Source organism: Capnocytophaga sp. HP1101 (assembly GCF_054772415.1).
Window position 1 is genome coordinate 37389 of record NZ_BPUU01000012.1, and the last position, 16485, is coordinate 53873.

The following is a 16485-nucleotide window of genomic DNA, read 5'->3' on the forward strand; positions in this document are numbered from 1 at the left end:
CATCTAACAAAATGGATATTTCCCTGAGTCTCGCGATTCAATTCGCAGTGTATCTCATACTATTATTGTGCTCGGCGCTCATCTCTGGCGCCGAAGTGGCGCTCTTTTCTATTACTCCTGTTGAGCTGAATACCCTCAAAGAGGAAAATACACCTACAGGCAACCTCATCGTCAAATTAGTGGACAACCCTAAAAAACTCTTAGCAACGGTGCTTATTTCCAATAACTTGGTGAACATCTCTATTGTGCTACTGTTTGTGGATATCGGCGATTTCCTCTTTAGTGGTATCGAAACGCCTTGGGTGCGCGCCGTGCTCGATATTGGGGTGGTTACCTTTGTGCTCTTGCTATGCGGCGAAATCTTACCTAAAATCTACGCCAATCGTAACAACCTACAGTTCGCACATCGCGTGGTCTACTTTATCTATGCACTCGATACTTTCTTTACCCCTATCAGCGTGCCGATGAAAGGCTTTACCGTGTGGATACAGAAACGCCTCGGCAAGCAAAAGAGCAATATCTCCGTAGGCCAACTCTCTCAGGCTTTGGAACTTGCCTCGGAAGAGGACACGACCAACGAGGAAAAGAAAATCCTCGAGAGTATCGTCTCCTTTGGCAATACCGAAACCCGCGAAGTGATGGTGCCCCGTGTGGATATCTTTGCCCTAAGCGAAGACCTTTCGTTTGAGGAATTGCTCAAAGAAATTGTGGAAATAGGCTACTCGCGCATCCCTGTGTATCAAGAGAATTTAGACCATATTACGGGCGTGATTTACATCAAAGACCTATTGCCGCATTTAGAAAAAACCGATTTCGACTGGAATAGTGTGAAGCGCAAGGCCTTTTTCGTGCCCGAAAACAAAAAACTAGATGACTTGCTCAGCGAGTTCCAAGAGAAGAAAATACACCTCGCGGTAGTGGTTGATGAGTATGGCGGTACTTGTGGGGTGATTACCTTGGAAGATATCATTGAAGAAATTGTAGGCAGCATCAACGACGAGTTTGACGACGACGATGTAACTCATTCGAAAATCAATAATAATGTTTTTGTTTTTGAAGGGAAAACAGTACTTAAAGATTTCTATCGCATACTTGACCTTAGCGATGAAGAAGAAGCTCTTTTTGATGAAAACCGCGGTGATGCGGAAACCCTCGCAGGCTTCCTTTTAGAGATTTCAGGTAATTTCCCTCAAAAAGGGAAACCTCTTCTATTTAGCAACTACAAGTTCATTGTAGAGGCTTTCGACAAAAAGCGTATCAAGCAAATCAAGATTATTAGGACGAACAATCCCCAATAAGTACATATGAAATATTCTAAAATTATTGATTCTATATATCAATCTGTTTTATCTGCTGATAATTTAGGAACTGTGCCTACTTATATTCCAGAATTGGCACAAGTAAACCCAGACAAGTTTGGAGTGTATTTTTATAGCCTGAACAAGCAATCGTATGGGATTGGAGATTGCGATGAAAAGTTTTCGGCACAGAGTATTTCTAAGGTATTAGCCCTCTCATTGGCTTATAGTATCATAGGAGACCAACTATGGAAACGTGTAGATGTAGAACCTTCGGGCACTTCCTTCAATTCATTAGTACAGTTAGAAGCTGACAACGGTATCCCGCGTAATCCTCTTATCAATGCGGGGGCTATTGTAGTTTGTGATATTCTTCTCTCTATCTTGGAAGATGCTGAAGCCGATTTCTTAACCTTTGTGAGAGAATTAGCTAATGATGATAGCATAAATTACTCTATATTAGTAGCGGAATCGGAGAAATCAGTGGGTTATCGCAATTTTGCTTTATGTTATTACATTAAATCACTTGGGAATATTGAGAATGAACCGATTGAGGTACTCAATTTCTACTTCAAGCTCTGTTCGTTAGAGCTTACTTGCAAATCAATGGCATATATCTTCTCATTTCTTGCCAATGATGGTATCCGTATGCACGATAGGGTACAAATCCTTACTGAAACTTGCACTAAACGCGTAAATGCCTTGATGCAAACTTGTGGTTTCTATGATGAGTCGGGTGAATTTGCTTTTAAGGTAGGTTTACCTGGGAAGAGCGGCGTAGGAGGGGGTATTGTTGCGCTTTTGCCTAATCATTACTGCATTGGGGTGTGGAGCCCTAAGCTGAATAACAAAGGTAATTCGTACAGAGGAATGAAGTTTTTAGAGGAATTTACTGCTCAAACACATACTTCTATCTTTTAGTAATAAAGAATATGTCAAAGCATTATTTCAGTACCTTTATCAAATACTTTTTTCAGGGAATACTTATCGTAGGTCCGCTGAGTGCTACTATTTGGATTATCTGGTCGATTTTCAAGAGTGTAGATAACCTTGTTCCTCATATATCTGAGGCTTACCCAGGGTTGGTTTTTGTATTGGTACTGTTGGGCACGGCTATCGTTGGTTTTATTGGTAGCCGACTTATTTTAGGGAAACTGTTTGTGGGGCTATTAGATTATTTAGTAGCGCATATTCCCGGTGTAAAAATCATTTATTCTTCAATTAAAGATATATTAGCATCGTTTGTAGGTGATAAGCGGAAGTTTACGAACCCTGTGTGGGTGCGAGTGAATGAAACGCCCGAAATATGGCGTATTGGTTTCCTCACCCAGCCTTCTATGGATTTTGCTGAACTGAGCGAAATGGTAAGTGTTTACCTTCCACACTCCTATGCTATCTCTGGGTGGGTGATTGTTACTTCTAAAGACAACGTAAAACCTGCTGAAGGTTTTACTGCCCAAAAAGCAATGGAGTTTGCCCTTAGTGGCGGTATCCTTTCTAATACTAATAATACCAATTAATCACATTTTTCTTCTTGGCAATGGCAATTCTCAGTATCTACTTCAAAAGTGCTGTGGGTAATCCCTTCGTGAGACAGGGTGTGCTTTAATTCGGCTTTGATAGTCATAAATTCCTTTAAAGTAATACATTCTTTGAGTACGATGTGAGCGGTAAGGGCGTTTTGTGCACTGCTGAGTGCCCAAATATGCAAATGGTGAACACTTTCTACCATTGGATGTTCTTCTATAAGGTGTTGTATATGATCTTTATTGATGTCGTGAGGCACACCGTCTAAGATGAGCTTCACACTTTCTTTGAGCAACCCCCAAGTGGAGAAGAGAATGACGATGCCTACCATAAAACTGCTGATAGGGTCGGCTAAGTTCCAACCGGTAAAATAGACGATTGCCCCTGAGATAATGACGCCTACTGACACTAAGGCATCAAGCATTAGGTGCAAGAAAGCGCCTTTGATATTGATATCAGTCTTTTGTCCTTTATAAAAGAGAAATGCAGAAAGGGCATTGATAATCACCCCTATGAAAGCTGTAATCATAATGGCTGAACCTACCATTTCGGGTGGATTAGCCAGACGCTCGAAAGCTTCGATGAAGATTTTTATCACAATGTACATCAGTAGTACCGCATTGACAAGCGATGCGAGGATAGATGCTTTTTTGTAGCCATAGGTATAAAGCTGAGTAGCCGTACGATGGGCAAGTTTCATACCGATGAGTGAAATTACCAAGCTGGCAACATCACTTAAATTATGGCTTGCATCGGAGATAAGGGCTAAGGAATCGACACGGAAACCTACTACAAACTCAATGATAGTGTAGAGCAGGTTGAGCCCAATACCTATATAAAAGGCGCGATTGAGGGCACTGAGGTCGGTTACCGTATGGTGATGATGATGGTCGTGGTGATGATGTTCGTGGTCGTGATGGTGGTGTGAATGTTCCATAATATTGATGATTATTTAATGTTAGTTTGATTTTTTCAGTTAAATAAAATTAGATTACAAAGAAAATGACTCATTTAAAGAGCATATAATGTGAAAGCTTATTGATTATAAACCTCCCCCTATTCACTTACTCCGCTATCGCGGACAACCTCCAAAGGGGGAATTAGTGACGCTCATCATAACTCACTATAAATCAAATATCATTATTTTTTAACTCTTGATTCATATTACTAAAGAGTGAAACGTACAACAAAGTACAGGATACAAATGATTACCTTTTAGGTAAAAGGTAACAAACGATGCAAAGGTACGAATTAATTTGTAATACGAATAATATTGCAGTGGTTTTTTAGATAAAAAAGAAGAGGTTGCCCGAAAAAGTTTTGTTTTGTAAGGGCAATTTACAAATCGCCCCTACGACATAGCAAAAAAGCAAGTGACTATTAGAGTAATAGACTTTGCCAAAGTCTTTAACTTTGGCAAAGTGTTGCGACTGGCAAATAAATAAGGGGAGGTTTTATGCTAACCTCCCCTCACATACTCTGCTATCGCAGACTTTCCCCTCCAAAGGGGGACAATCCGGAATTATTCCTTCTTAAAAAACCTCTTTCTTATTGTTACCTACTTTTAAAGGGTAATTTCCTTCGTGGTAACATTGGCAGGACGGTCGGTGGCAGTTACTATTACCTTATCACCGGTAAGGGAAGCATTTGCCACGGTGGTGGTGTATACCCAATTACCTTCTTCAAAGGTAGCATTACCTTCTTCTACGAGTGTAGCATCGTGGTCGGTGATTTTGACTTTCACGGCTGTTACTTTAAAAGTGTCGGACACTTGTACGACAATCTTTTCTCCGGTAGAAGCTCCACTATAAGCTGAGGTATCTACGCTTTCAATGACTGGTGCTTTGAGATAATCGGCAATTGCCATATTATAGGGGGTAGTTCCTGCGTGCTTTTTGGCTTCCTGGGTGTAACTTTGCTTGAGTGCACTATTTTGCAAAGCGTTTTTAGCATAAAAAGCTGCTCGGGCGAACCTTTGCTGATGTGCTTTTTGTGCTTCGGTTGCCTTTTGGGAGCGAACAGGGGCTTTCCCTACGATGGTTTGTCCTGCGCGTTGGCGGAACACGAGTTGGCGGGCTAACATACCGCTCAATCCTTTGATTACTACGTTATCCTTACTTTTTGCCATAATAAAATGATTTTTAAGATAAGAAGTTAAGTACTAAAAGATATCAGGCGTCGCGCGACTTTATTTACCTTTTCTTTTTGTCTTTTCTCCTTATCAAGTTTTACGGTGCAAAATTCCGGTGATATTTTTTTACTGGCAAATTGTTGTTCAAGGGTTGTAAGTTTTTAGTACAAGGGTTGTGTGTTTCAGGTACAAGGGTTGTTTTAATTGAGAAAATGAGGTGCGAGGTCGTAGCACGGTGCGAGCCGCACGGGCAGGTGGGTGGAAAATTTGGCGCAAAGGGTATGAACAACCTCCCCCTAGCCCCCTCGTGGAGGGAGAACTGTAGGGACGGAAAAAAATATATCCTTTGAAAAAACATCCCCCCTGCCCCCTTCAAAGGGGGAGATGCGATGGAGAGGATGCGAGAAAAAATGGAGAAGACCTCCCCCTATTCAGATACTCTACTCTTGTGGGCAAGCTCCAAAGGGGGAAGTGTAGGAACGCAAAGATGGTGTGAGCTGAACGGGCAGGAGGGATTAAAAAATTAGCAGATTAGAAAAGTGGTAAAAAGGAGTAAAAAGAAACTTATTTGATACAAAATACATATCTTTACGAATGATATAGAAAACAAAAAGAGTTAAAAAACATTACATCTGATTTATATTTTTTACGCTTGTTTTCTTTTTATTGTGTTGTTTATGAAAAGGTTGTGTTTTTAAGTATCTATATTTTTACTATCTGATGTTTTAAGAAACGATTCACATTTTATCTTTGCGACGAAATCAGATGAAAGGTAAAAAAAGTATTACTTTTGCGCTCGCAATTCTTACCTTTTATCTCTTACCTAAATAAAAGCCATTATGAAAGGAAAACAAAGAACCTTATTAAACAGCATTTGCAAGCTCAGCTTGCTGGTGCTTTTTAGCTTGCTTTCTACCGCCCTTTCTGCCCAAAACAAAAAGATTAGCGGAAAGGTCGTCGATGAACAAAAGCAACCTGTACTGGGGGCTTCGGTAATCGTAAAAGGTACTACCAAAGGTACTACCACCGATTTCGATGGGAATTTTACCTTAGAGGTACCCGCCAAAGCGACCCTCTCGGTGTCGTTCATCGGTTATCACACTCAGAATATGGTGGTAGGTAACCAAACACACCTCACTGTCGTGCTTCAAGAAGAACAGGAGCAGCTTGATGAAGTAGTGGTAGTGGGTTACGGTACCGTGCGCAAGAAAGACCTTACCGGTGCGGTTACTTCGGTATCGAGCAAAGCCCTCAAAGAAAAACCGCTTGCCAATGCGGGGGAAGCTTTGCAAGGTCGTGCCGCTGGGGTGCAAGTAACCTCAGCAGGTAAACCAGGTGACAACGTGTCGTTTCGCATTCGCGGGATTAGCACTATTAACAACAGTGAACCGCTACTGGTTATCGACGGTGTGCCTACCGACTTGGGTATCAACGCCCTCAATGTAGATGATATCGAGAATATCGATGTGCTTAAAGATGCCTCGGCTACCGCTATTTACGGTTCGCGTGGTGCCAATGGCGTGGTGCTCATCACTACCAAAAAAGGTAAAAGTGGAGAAGGAAAACTCTCATTCAGCACTAACGTTGCCCTTCAAGAGGCGACCAACTTGCCCGTAATGCTCAACGCTCGCGAGTTTGCTTCTTATCACAACGAGATGATCGCCAACTACAACCGCACTCCTGGGGTTACTCCCCTCTTGCAACGCCCTGACTTTGCCGACCCTGGTGCCTGGGGTGAAGGCACCGACTGGCTGGGAGCGCTCTTCCGTCCGGCGTTTATGCGTAACTATTCGCTCTCATACTCAGGTGGTAACGACAAGAGCAATTACTACGTATCGGGTGGGGTATTTGACCAAGACGGGATTATCCTCAACACTTCTTACCGCCGTTACACCGTGCAGTTCAACAGCGAATCGCGCGTGAAACCGTGGATTAAATTCGGTAACAACCTTACCCTCAGCCACGACGAGAAGAAATCGGGCGACTACAACATTCGTATGGCGATGGCTTCCCTCCCTACCCAACCTATTTACAACGAGGACGGTAGCTATTCAGGTCCTGATTCACCTGCTTACCAGTACAGCGATATCCGCAACGTGGTGGGTACTGCCCTTATCAACGGACAAAACACTACCCGTGGTTACAACGTGTTGGGTAACATCTTTGCCGAAATTACTCCTGTACAACATTTAGTGTTCAAGACTACTGGCGGTCTCGATTTTAAATACTGGGACAACCGCAGTTTTTCTCCTAAATACGATTGGAAACCGATACCTAATCCGCTGTCCAATCTCTATCAAGATGCTAACAAGAGTACCACCCTGCTTTGGGATAACACCCTTACGTACACCAATACATTTGCTAAAAAGCACTTCCTCAACGTAATGGTAGGCACCAGTGCGCAAAACAACGTGTACAACAAAATCAATGCAAGTGTGAGCAACTTCTTGAGCGACCAGCAAAACCAACTCAGCAACGGTTTGGAAAACCCTACCGTAGGCGGTACTATGAACGATTGGGCTATCCTCTCCTTCATCGGGCGACTCAACTATACGTACAACGACAAGTATTTGCTTACCGCTACCGTACGTCGCGATGGGTCTTCGCGTTTCTCCAAAGAAAACCGCTGGGGTACTTTCCCTTCTTTCTCTTTGGCGTGGCGCGCTTCCAACGAAAGTTTCTTCCCCAAAAACGACTGGGTGAACGATGTGAAATTGCGCGTGGGCTATGGTATGACTGGTAACCAAGGCGGTATTGACAACTATGCGTATTTCACCAAATTGCGCTCAGGACAATATGTGTTTAACAACAATCTCGTCTCTACCCTTTATCCTCACGTAATGCCCAACCCTAATGTGAAATGGGAAACCGTAGAGCAATTCAACGGTGGTTTGGATTTAGCACTCCTCAAAAGCCGTTTGCACCTCACTTTTGATGCTTACCTCAAGAACACCAGCGATATGTTGGTGCCAATGGCAGTATCAGTAAGTTCAGGATATTCGGATATAGCTGTACCGAGCATCAACGCGGGTAAGGTGGAAAACAAAGGGATGGAGCTCACTATTTCGTCATTGAATGTAAACCAAAAAGACTTCCAATGGAACACCGATTTGAACGTATCGTACAACCGCAACAAGATTGTGAAGATGAACGACGGCGTGCCATTATTCACTGGCTTTGAGGCATTCCTTACCAAATTGCAAATCCTCTCCGAAGGTCACCCTGTGAACTCCTTCTACGGCTATGTAATGAACGGACTCTTCCAAAACCAAACTGAGGTAGATAACTACGCTACCCAAGTGGAAAACGGTACGGCTCCTGGGGATGTGAAGTTCCGCGACCTGAACAACGACGGGGTAGTAAATGCCGATGACCGTACCTACATAGGTAATCCGTTCCCTGAATGGACGTTCTCAATGAACAACACTTTCAACTATAAGAACATTGATTTGCAAATCTTTTTGCAAGGCGTAGCAGGTAACGATATTTACAACGCCAACCGTATATGGCAAGAAGGTATGTCGGTACCACAAAACCAAATTGCTAAAGTAAAAGACCGCTGGAGAGGTGAAGGCACCAGCAACAGTATTCCGCGCGCTGTGTACAACGACCCTAACCAGAACTCACGCCACTCCACCCGCTTTGTGGAAGACGGTTCGTACTTGCGCGTTAAGAACGTAACTTTGGGCTATACCATTCCTAAAGATATCAGTCAGAAATTCCACACCGATATGGTGCGCGTGTACCTCTCTTGTCAAAACCTCTACACCTTTACCAAATACAGCGGTATGGATCCCGAAGTAGGTACAGGGGGCGTAGATGGCGGTACTTACCCCGTAACACGCACTGTAAGTTTTGGACTCAATGTACAGTTTTAGTATACACTTTGTCAAAGTCTAAAAATCAACAATTATGAGAAAGATATTATACATAACCTTATTAGCGTTCCCATTCTTCACTGCTTGTTCTAACTTCTTAGACAAGACCCCTTATGAAGATTCGAGCTCTGAAAATATAGGCGATGCGGCTTCAGCTATTGCCCTTACCAATTCGGCCTACAAACCTTTGCAACGCTCTAACCTCTACAATATGCGCCTTTGGACGCTTGATATTGTAGCAGGCAACAGCGTAGTGGGTGCGGGTGGCGGTACCGATGGTCTTGAAACCATCACAATGTCCAACTTCAATGCCACTGCCGATAACCCTTTGGCGCTTGAGATATGGCGCGGTTGTAACCCTGGTATTTTATACTGCAACACTGCTTTGGCGAGTTTGCCCAGTGCCAATATCCCCGAAAACATCAAAAACCGCTGTATAGGGGAAGCTAAATTCCTCCGCGCGCACTACTATTTCCTTTTGGTACAGCTCTTTGGCGATGTGCCTATCAAGCTCACACCTAAAGAGAGCATTGAAGACCTTATGCCTTACCGCCAAGATAAAATGAAGGTGTACAACGAGATTATCATTCCTGACCTTCGCGATGCGCTCAACCTCTTGCCTCCACGCGAACAGTATAGCGATGCCGACAAAGGTCGTGCTTCCAAAGGGGCAGCTGCGGGTATGCTCGCCAAAGTATACCTCACCTTAGGTCGCTATAGCGAAGCGCTTGAAATGTGTCAAATGGTAGAAAGCCTTGGTTATACCTTGAACCCTGATTATTCCGATTGTTTTGGCGCTGCCGAACGCAACAAGAACACCGCAGAATCTATCTTTGAAATTCAGTATTACGGACTTACCAAAGCCGATTTCTGGGGTGAAGAAAACCAAGCCTCTTGGCTCAGTACCTTTATGGGGCCTCGCAATAGCGGTTGGGTAGGTGGTGCTTACGGTTGGAATCAGCCTACACAAGAGTTTGTTGACCAATACGAAGCAGGCGACCTCCGCAAGGATAAAACCATTCTTTATGAAGGTTGTCCGAATTTTGAAGGCAATGCCTACCGCGCTAATATGTCGACCACAGGTTACAACGTACGCAAGTTCTTAGTACCTCTTAGCCAGTCAGCCGATTATAATACGAACCCTGCGAATTTCGTAGCCCTCCGCTTTGCCGATGTGCTCCTAATGAAAGCAGAAGCTCTCAATGAACTCGGTCGTACTACTGAAGCTGAAGCGCCTTTGTATCAAGTGCGTAGCCGTGCAGGGCTTACCAATCACGCCGATGTACAAGGACTTACTCAAGCGCAAATGCGTGAGAAAATACGCCACGAACGTCGCATAGAACTCGCTTTTGAAGGTCATCGTTGGTTTGATATGATTCGCTGGGACAACGGACAGTATGCGCTCAATTTCTTGCACTCTATCGGCAAAACTAACGCCCGCGAGAAACACCTGTTGTTCCCCGTTCCTCAAAAAGACCGTGATGCCAACCCTAACCTTACCCAAAACCCAGGGTGGTAGTGCGAGCCGCACAGGCAGTGTGAGCCACACGGGCAGTGTGAGCCACACGGGCGTTCCACTAACTTTTCACTCTTAACTTTTAACTAAAATGAAACCATACTATTTAATCATCTCGCTCCTCTTGCTCCTTACGGGTTGTAGAAAAGAGGACTATATGGAGCTTTTCAAAGAAGGTAAACCCTTTGAAATCAAGGCTCAAAAGCAGCACGTAGCATTAGATGCCGCCAATCCTGAACAAGAAGCTATTAAGTTCACTTGGACAGCAGGCTCTAACTACGGTACCAATGCAGGCATTACCTATACCTTCCAAATGGATATCCAAGGTAATAACTTTGCAGGGGGTATTTCCGAAAATGTAGGCAGGGAAGTATATGAACGCAGCTATAAGAACGAAGAATTGAACAACCTTTTACTCAATACGTTCAATGTGGCTGTAGGCACCGAAGTAACTATGGAAGTGCGCACCATCGCTCAAGTTTCGTCAGGTGAAGGAATGAAACAGCATACCAATGTGCAAACTGTCGTGTTCAAAACTCACGAACCTATTAGCAATACGCTCTATATCATCGGGTCAGCAGCACCTAACGGATGGAGTGCCGATAATGCTGAAGAAATGAAGGCGGTAGATGGCTCCCCTAAAACCTTTAGTTGGTCAGGCCGATTGGCAGCGGGCGAACTCAAGTTTATCACTACCAAAGGCAAATTTGTCCCATCGTATGGTAAAGGTAGTAACAATAGTGAGTTACATTACCGCAAAACGGACGCCGATACCAGCGATGATAAATTCACTATCGACAAAGGAGGTGTCTATACTATCAAAGTAAACCTTATTAACCTTAGTGTAAGTATAGAAAAAGGCGAAGCCCCTGAATATACCGAATTGTGGTTCGTAGGCGAACCTACAGGTTGGAGTTTCAAGAAGATGACTGTAGACCCTCTCGACCCATTTGTATTCCACTACAATGCCGATTTAGGCAATGGTGGTGAGTTCAAAATAGGCACTAAAGAAGGCGATTGGTCAGCAGTATTCTTCCGCCCTGAAACAGCAAATACTCCTGAAGGTACCGACCTCCCCGTGAAAAAATGGGCAGGAGACCCCGATAACAAATGGAAAATATCGGCAGGTACTTACAAGATTACCCTTAACACCCGCACGATGAAAATCGACATTGTACCTTTCACTCCTTATACAGCAATGTATATGATAGGTAGTGCCACCGATGCAGGTTGGGACATCGGCAACCCTGTTGTGATGACCGCCGATAACGCAAACCCTAATATTTTCACTTGGGAAGGCGACTTGAAAGCAGGCGAACTCAAATTCTCTTGCGACAAGAAAAGCGATTGGGGAGGCGCTTGGTTCTTAGCTTCCGAAGGCGATAAAGCTCCTGCAGGTGAAAAAGAGCCAATGCTCTTCAGTCCACGTGGTTCTGAACCCGATAACAAGTGGAAAATCACCGATGTAGGCACTTATAAAATTACCCTTAACCAACTCACCCAAACCGTGATTATTAAGAAACAGTAATGTTTAAAAACTTGTCTTTATAAATGTTAATAACCTCTCTCATCGCCTTTATGGCTTGCCCCCCTCTCCTTGGGAGAGGGGGAACGGGGGAGAGGAATTGTTAATTGTCAATTTTTAATTGTTCATTGTAATGAAAACCTTATACACCCTTTTCTTCGCCACTACGCTCAGTCTGTTCTCCTGTGAGAAGAACGACACGCCGAGCAACAACCCCGTTACTTATGGCGAAACCTATTTGAAAATAGATATCAGTACCGATAAGGCGGTCTACACCCCTGGTAGTACGGTACAATTCACCTTGGCGAGTATGCCCTCAGGTAGCTACAAAGTGCGCTACTCTCATTTAGGCGAAGTGATTAAAGAAGAACCTCTTAGCAGTCAATCTTGGCAATGGACACTTCCTGCCGATGATTTTCAAGGCTATTTGGTAGAAATCTATCAAGTGGCCAATGGCAAAGAAGATACTTACGGCAGTATCGCCGTAGATGTCTCTTCCGATTGGACGCGTTTCCCTCGCTATGGTTTCTTGTCAAGCTATGGCAAAAACGACCCTGTACAAAGCAATATCGATTTTATGAGTCGTTGTCATATCAATGGCATTCAGTTCTACGACTGGATGTACGACCACCACAAACCATTGGCAGGAACCGTACAAAGTCCTGCCGCTGAATGGCCTGACCTTTTCAAACGCCCTACTTACCTCAGCACCGTGCGCGGCTATATCAATGCGGCTCACGCCAAAGGAATGAAAGCAATGTTCTACAACTTGGCTTTCGGCGCACTCAAAAATGCGGAAGCCGAAGGCGTTTCAGCCGAATGGTTCTTGTACAAGGACAATCAGCATAAAGAAAAAGACGCTCATAAGTTAGGCGACTTTGCTCGCAGTAGCATCTATATCACCAATCCTGGTAATGCGAATTGGCAAAACTACTTAGCCAAACAAAACAGCGATGTATACGCCGTATTTCCTTTTGACGGTTACCACATCGACCAGCTCGGTGGTCGTGGTGCGGTGTACGACTACAACGGCAACAGTGTGAACCTCTTGCCTCAGTACGCTTCATTTATCAACGCGATGAAAACCGCTCACCCCGATAAACGCCTTGTGATGAATGCAGTAGGTCAGTACGGTCAAACCGAAATTGCAGGCACTAACAAAGTGGACTTTCTCTATACTGAAGTATGGGACGAAAAAACGTATGACCAGTTGGCTAAAATTATCCTCGACAACTACAACCGCAGCAATAACCAACTCAAAACGGTGCTCGCTGCTTATATGGATTACGAAAAATCTAAGAATGCAGGTTACGTAAATCAACCGGGGGTATTGCTCGCCAATGCCGTAATTTTTGCCTTTGGAGGCGCACATTTGGAGATAGGCGAACACTACCTCGCCAATGAGTATTTCCCTAATCAAAACCTCCAAATGAAAGCCGAACTCAAAAAAGCACTCATCACCTATTACGACTTTTTGGTGGCTTACCAGAACCTATTGCGCGACGGCGGTAGCTATACTAACCAACAGGTAACTGCCGAAAACACTACTGTAGCGGCTTGGCCTGCTGCCAAAGATCAAGTAGCAGCGCTCACCAAAACCGTAAATGGCAAAGAAGTGGTGCACCTCATCAATTTCAATGGCGTTACCTCTATGGATTGGCGCGATACTAACGGTACTCAAAAGAAACCTACCGTACTATCCGATCTTAAAACTACGGTTGCCGTAACTGCCCAACCTAAAAAAGTGTGGTTCGCTACCCCCGACCTTTTTGGCGGTGCCCCTCGCGCCGTAGAATTTACCTATAGCGATAACCAAGTAACCTTCACCCTCCCTTCTCTTACCTATTGGGATATGGTGGTGATTGAATATTAAGCCTATGAGATTTCTTACTTTCATAACAATAACTATCCTCTCCTGTGCCACAACTGTGGCGCAGGAGCTATTTTCGCCTAACAAAGCGCTGAGGCTCTCGTTTTCATTGAATGCTGAAGGTACTCCGCTCTATACCCTTTCGTATAAAGGCAAAGAGGTGATAAAACCGAGTCAGTTAGGTTTGGAGTTGTTCAGTTCCAACGAAGTGAAATTCGGCGCTGAAATTACTAAAAAAGAAGGCGTAAACACGTCTTTATACAGCGATTTTGAAGTGGTTGGTAGCCAAAACACCTCTTTTGACGAAACCTGGCAACCAGTATGGGGCGAAAGCAAAACTGTTCGCAATCACTACAACGAACTCTTAGTAAGCCTCAAACAAAAAGGCTCTCACCGACAAATGTACTTGCGCTTTCGCTTGTTTGACGATGGCTTAGGTTTCCGCTATGAGTTCCCCTTACAAAAGGAAATGCCTTACTTTGTGATTAAAGAAGAACGCACTGCCTTTGCACTCACAGGCAATCACCAAGCGTGGTGGATTCCTGGCGATTACGACACTCAAGAGTACGATTATCACCATTCACGCCTCTCCGAAATTCGCGCGATCAACCAGCAAGGTCGCCAAGCAAATTTAGCACAGACAGGTTTTTCAGATACTGGCGTACAAACGGCTTTGATGCTCAAAACCGATGACGGCTTATACATCAGTTTGCACGAAGCGGCTTTGGTAAACTACGGGGCGATGCACCTCGATTTAGACGACAAAACCTTTACTTTCCGTTCGTGGATTACTCCCGATGCCAATGGGGCTAAAGGTTATTTGCAAACCCCTGCTCAAACGCCTTGGCGCACCGTGATAGTGAGTAATGATGCTCGCGATATTTTGGCTTCGGATATCACTTTGAACCTCAACGAACCTTGCGCACTTGCCGATACTTCGTGGATCAAACCGATGAAATACGTTGGGGTGTGGTGGGAAATGATTACTGGTATGAAAGAATGGTCGTATACCTACGATTTGCCAAATGTGCATATCGGTCAGACGGATTACACTAAAGTGAAACCTCACGGCAAACACGGGGCAACTACCGAAAATGTGAAGAAATACATCGATTTTGCTGCCGAAAATGGTTTTGATGGGGTGTTAGTAGAAGGTTGGAACATCGGTTGGGAAGATTGGTTTGGACATTCTAAGGATTTCGTATTCGATTTTCAAACCCCTTATCCTGATTTCGACCTCGAAGGCATTCACCAATACGCCAAAAGCAAAGGCGTAAAGATGATTATGCACCACGAAACCTCTTCTTCTATTCGCAATTATGAGCGTTTTATGGATAAAGCCTATCAGTTGATGAATAAATACGACTATCCTGCGGTGAAAAGTGGCTATGTGGGCAATATCATTCCGCGAGGCGAAAATCATTACAGTCAGTGGGTGAACAATCACTACCTCTACGCCATTAAAAAAGCTGCTGATTACCGCATTATGGTCAATGCTCACGAAGCGGTACGCCCTACAGGACTCTGTCGCACCTATCCGAACCTTATAGGCAACGAATCGGCGCGCGGGGGTGAATACCAAGCCTTTGGCGGTAGCAAGCCCAACCACGTGTGTGTATTGCCTTTCACCCGACTTATTGGCGGTCCTATGGACTATACCCCTGGGGTGTTTGAAATGGATATCAGCAAAAATAACCCTAACAACCATTCGCATTGTAACGCTACTTTGGCGAACCAATTAGCCTTGTACGTAACGATGAGCAGTCCGTTGCAAATGGCTTCCGACCTGCCTGAGAACTACCGCCGTTTCCCTGATGCTTTTCAGTTTATCAAGGATGTAGCCTTGGATTGGGACGAGAGTCGGTATTTAGAAGCCGAACCAGGGGCTTATGTAACCGTGGCGCGCAAAGCCAAAGGCACCCGCAATTGGTTTGTAGGCAATACCGCAGGTAAGGATTTTACTTCTAAGGTAAACTTCAGTTTCTTAGACCCTAAAATTACCTACGTAGCCACCATCTACGCCGATGCTAAGGACGCGAATTACAAAACCAACCCTCAAGCCTATACCATTACTAAAGTATTGGTAACCCATAAAAGTAAGTTGAGTTTACACTCAGTAGAAGGCGGAGGGTATGCCATTAGCTTGTACCCCGTAACCGACAAGGCACAAGTGAAAGGATTGAAGAAATTAGGGAATTAGCAAGTTTGTTGATTATAAACATCCCCCTAATTCACTTACTCCGCTATAGCGGACAACCCTCCAAAGGGGATAACCTCCCCCTAGCCCCCTCAGAGAGGGGGAATTAGGATGCTCATCATAACTCACTATAAACCAAATGTTACCAATTTTAATGTAGAATTTATAATTATAGCAATACAGTAATAATAGCGATGAAAGGGGAGATTGGTTGGACTTGTTCGGACAAGTCGGATATTTTGGACTTGTTGGAGAAACTCTGGAAAACTCTGAGGGGGCTCAAGAGAAAGAGAGATGAAGAGGCAGAAAGATAACGAAGAATATCGGAAGGATGTTTTTAGGTAAAAGATAAAAGGTAAAATGGGCATGGTTAGCTTATACAAAGCTTATAGGAAGCTTATACGAATCTTGGACGATTGTTATACAAAGGGTGTATAAGTAATTGATTAATACTGTAATACAATAATACTAAAAATGCCAAAAATAGGGTTTCGAGGCGAAAGAAAACGGTCGTAGCACAACGGGCAAGTTAGTTAAAAAATG

The 16485-nt window shown here is 44.1% G+C and carries 10 protein-coding genes; 8 read left to right on the forward strand and 2 right to left on the reverse strand.

Features of this window, described 5'->3' with window-relative positions; genetic code table 11:
• Window positions 1-11 precede the first annotated feature (11 nt).
• Genes gldE through RCZ04_RS08835 form a run of 3 tightly spaced genes read left to right on the forward strand, consistent with a single transcriptional unit; the run spans window position 12 to window position 2818 of the window.
• Window positions 12-1298, forward strand: a complete 1287-nt coding sequence (gene gldE / locus RCZ04_RS08825; protein WP_460485673.1) for a gliding motility-associated protein GldE — start codon at window positions 12-14, stop codon at window positions 1296-1298.
• Between the two features lie 6 nt (window positions 1299-1304).
• Window positions 1305-2219: a glutaminase gene (locus RCZ04_RS08830; protein ID WP_460485674.1), complete on the forward strand. Its 915-nt coding sequence runs from the start codon at window positions 1305-1307 to the stop codon at window positions 2217-2219.
• Between the two features lie 11 nt (window positions 2220-2230).
• The gene (locus RCZ04_RS08835) at window positions 2231-2818 is read left to right on the forward strand and encodes a DUF502 domain-containing protein (RefSeq protein ID WP_460485675.1); all 588 of its coding nucleotides are present in this window, start codon (window positions 2231-2233) and stop codon (window positions 2816-2818) included.
• On the opposite strand, the gene RCZ04_RS08840 is transcribed toward RCZ04_RS08835, so the two are convergent.
• Window positions 2815-3762 (reverse strand): cation diffusion facilitator family transporter, encoded by a 948-nt coding sequence (locus tag RCZ04_RS08840; RefSeq protein ID WP_460485676.1) that lies wholly within the window; start codon window positions 3760-3762, stop codon window positions 2815-2817. The genes RCZ04_RS08835 and RCZ04_RS08840 overlap by 4 nt on opposite strands.
• Before the next feature lie 627 nt (window positions 3763-4389).
• A complete protein-coding gene (locus RCZ04_RS08845; RefSeq protein ID WP_460485677.1) occupies window positions 4390-4953 on the reverse strand; it encodes a hypothetical protein in 564 nt (187 codons plus the stop codon).
• Between the two features lie 842 nt (window positions 4954-5795).
• Between RCZ04_RS08845 and RCZ04_RS08850 the strand changes: the two genes are divergently transcribed.
• From RCZ04_RS08850 to RCZ04_RS08870, 5 genes are all read left to right on the forward strand, one after another.
• Window positions 5796-8834, forward strand: coding sequence for a SusC/RagA family TonB-linked outer membrane protein (locus tag RCZ04_RS08850; RefSeq protein WP_460485678.1), 3039 nt, complete (start codon window positions 5796-5798; stop codon window positions 8832-8834).
• 34 nt (window positions 8835-8868) lie between these two features.
• The gene (locus tag RCZ04_RS08855; protein WP_460485679.1) at window positions 8869-10353 is read left to right on the forward strand and encodes a RagB/SusD family nutrient uptake outer membrane protein; all 1485 of its coding nucleotides are present in this window, start codon (window positions 8869-8871) and stop codon (window positions 10351-10353) included.
• 88 nt (window positions 10354-10441) lie between these two features.
• Window positions 10442-11878 carry a SusF/SusE family outer membrane protein gene (locus RCZ04_RS08860; RefSeq protein WP_460485680.1) on the forward strand — a complete coding sequence of 479 codons (1437 nt, stop codon included), beginning with the start codon at window positions 10442-10444 and terminating at the stop codon, window positions 11876-11878.
• Between the two features lie 130 nt (window positions 11879-12008).
• Entirely contained in the window at window positions 12009-13748 is a 1740-nt protein-coding gene (locus RCZ04_RS08865; RefSeq protein ID WP_460485681.1) for a glycoside hydrolase family 66 protein, read from the forward strand.
• A gap of 4 nt (window positions 13749-13752) precedes the next feature.
• Entirely contained in the window at window positions 13753-15945 is a 2193-nt protein-coding gene (locus RCZ04_RS08870) for a glycoside hydrolase family 97 protein (RefSeq protein WP_460485682.1), read from the forward strand.
• The last annotated feature ends 540 nt before the right edge of the window (window positions 15946-16485 follow it).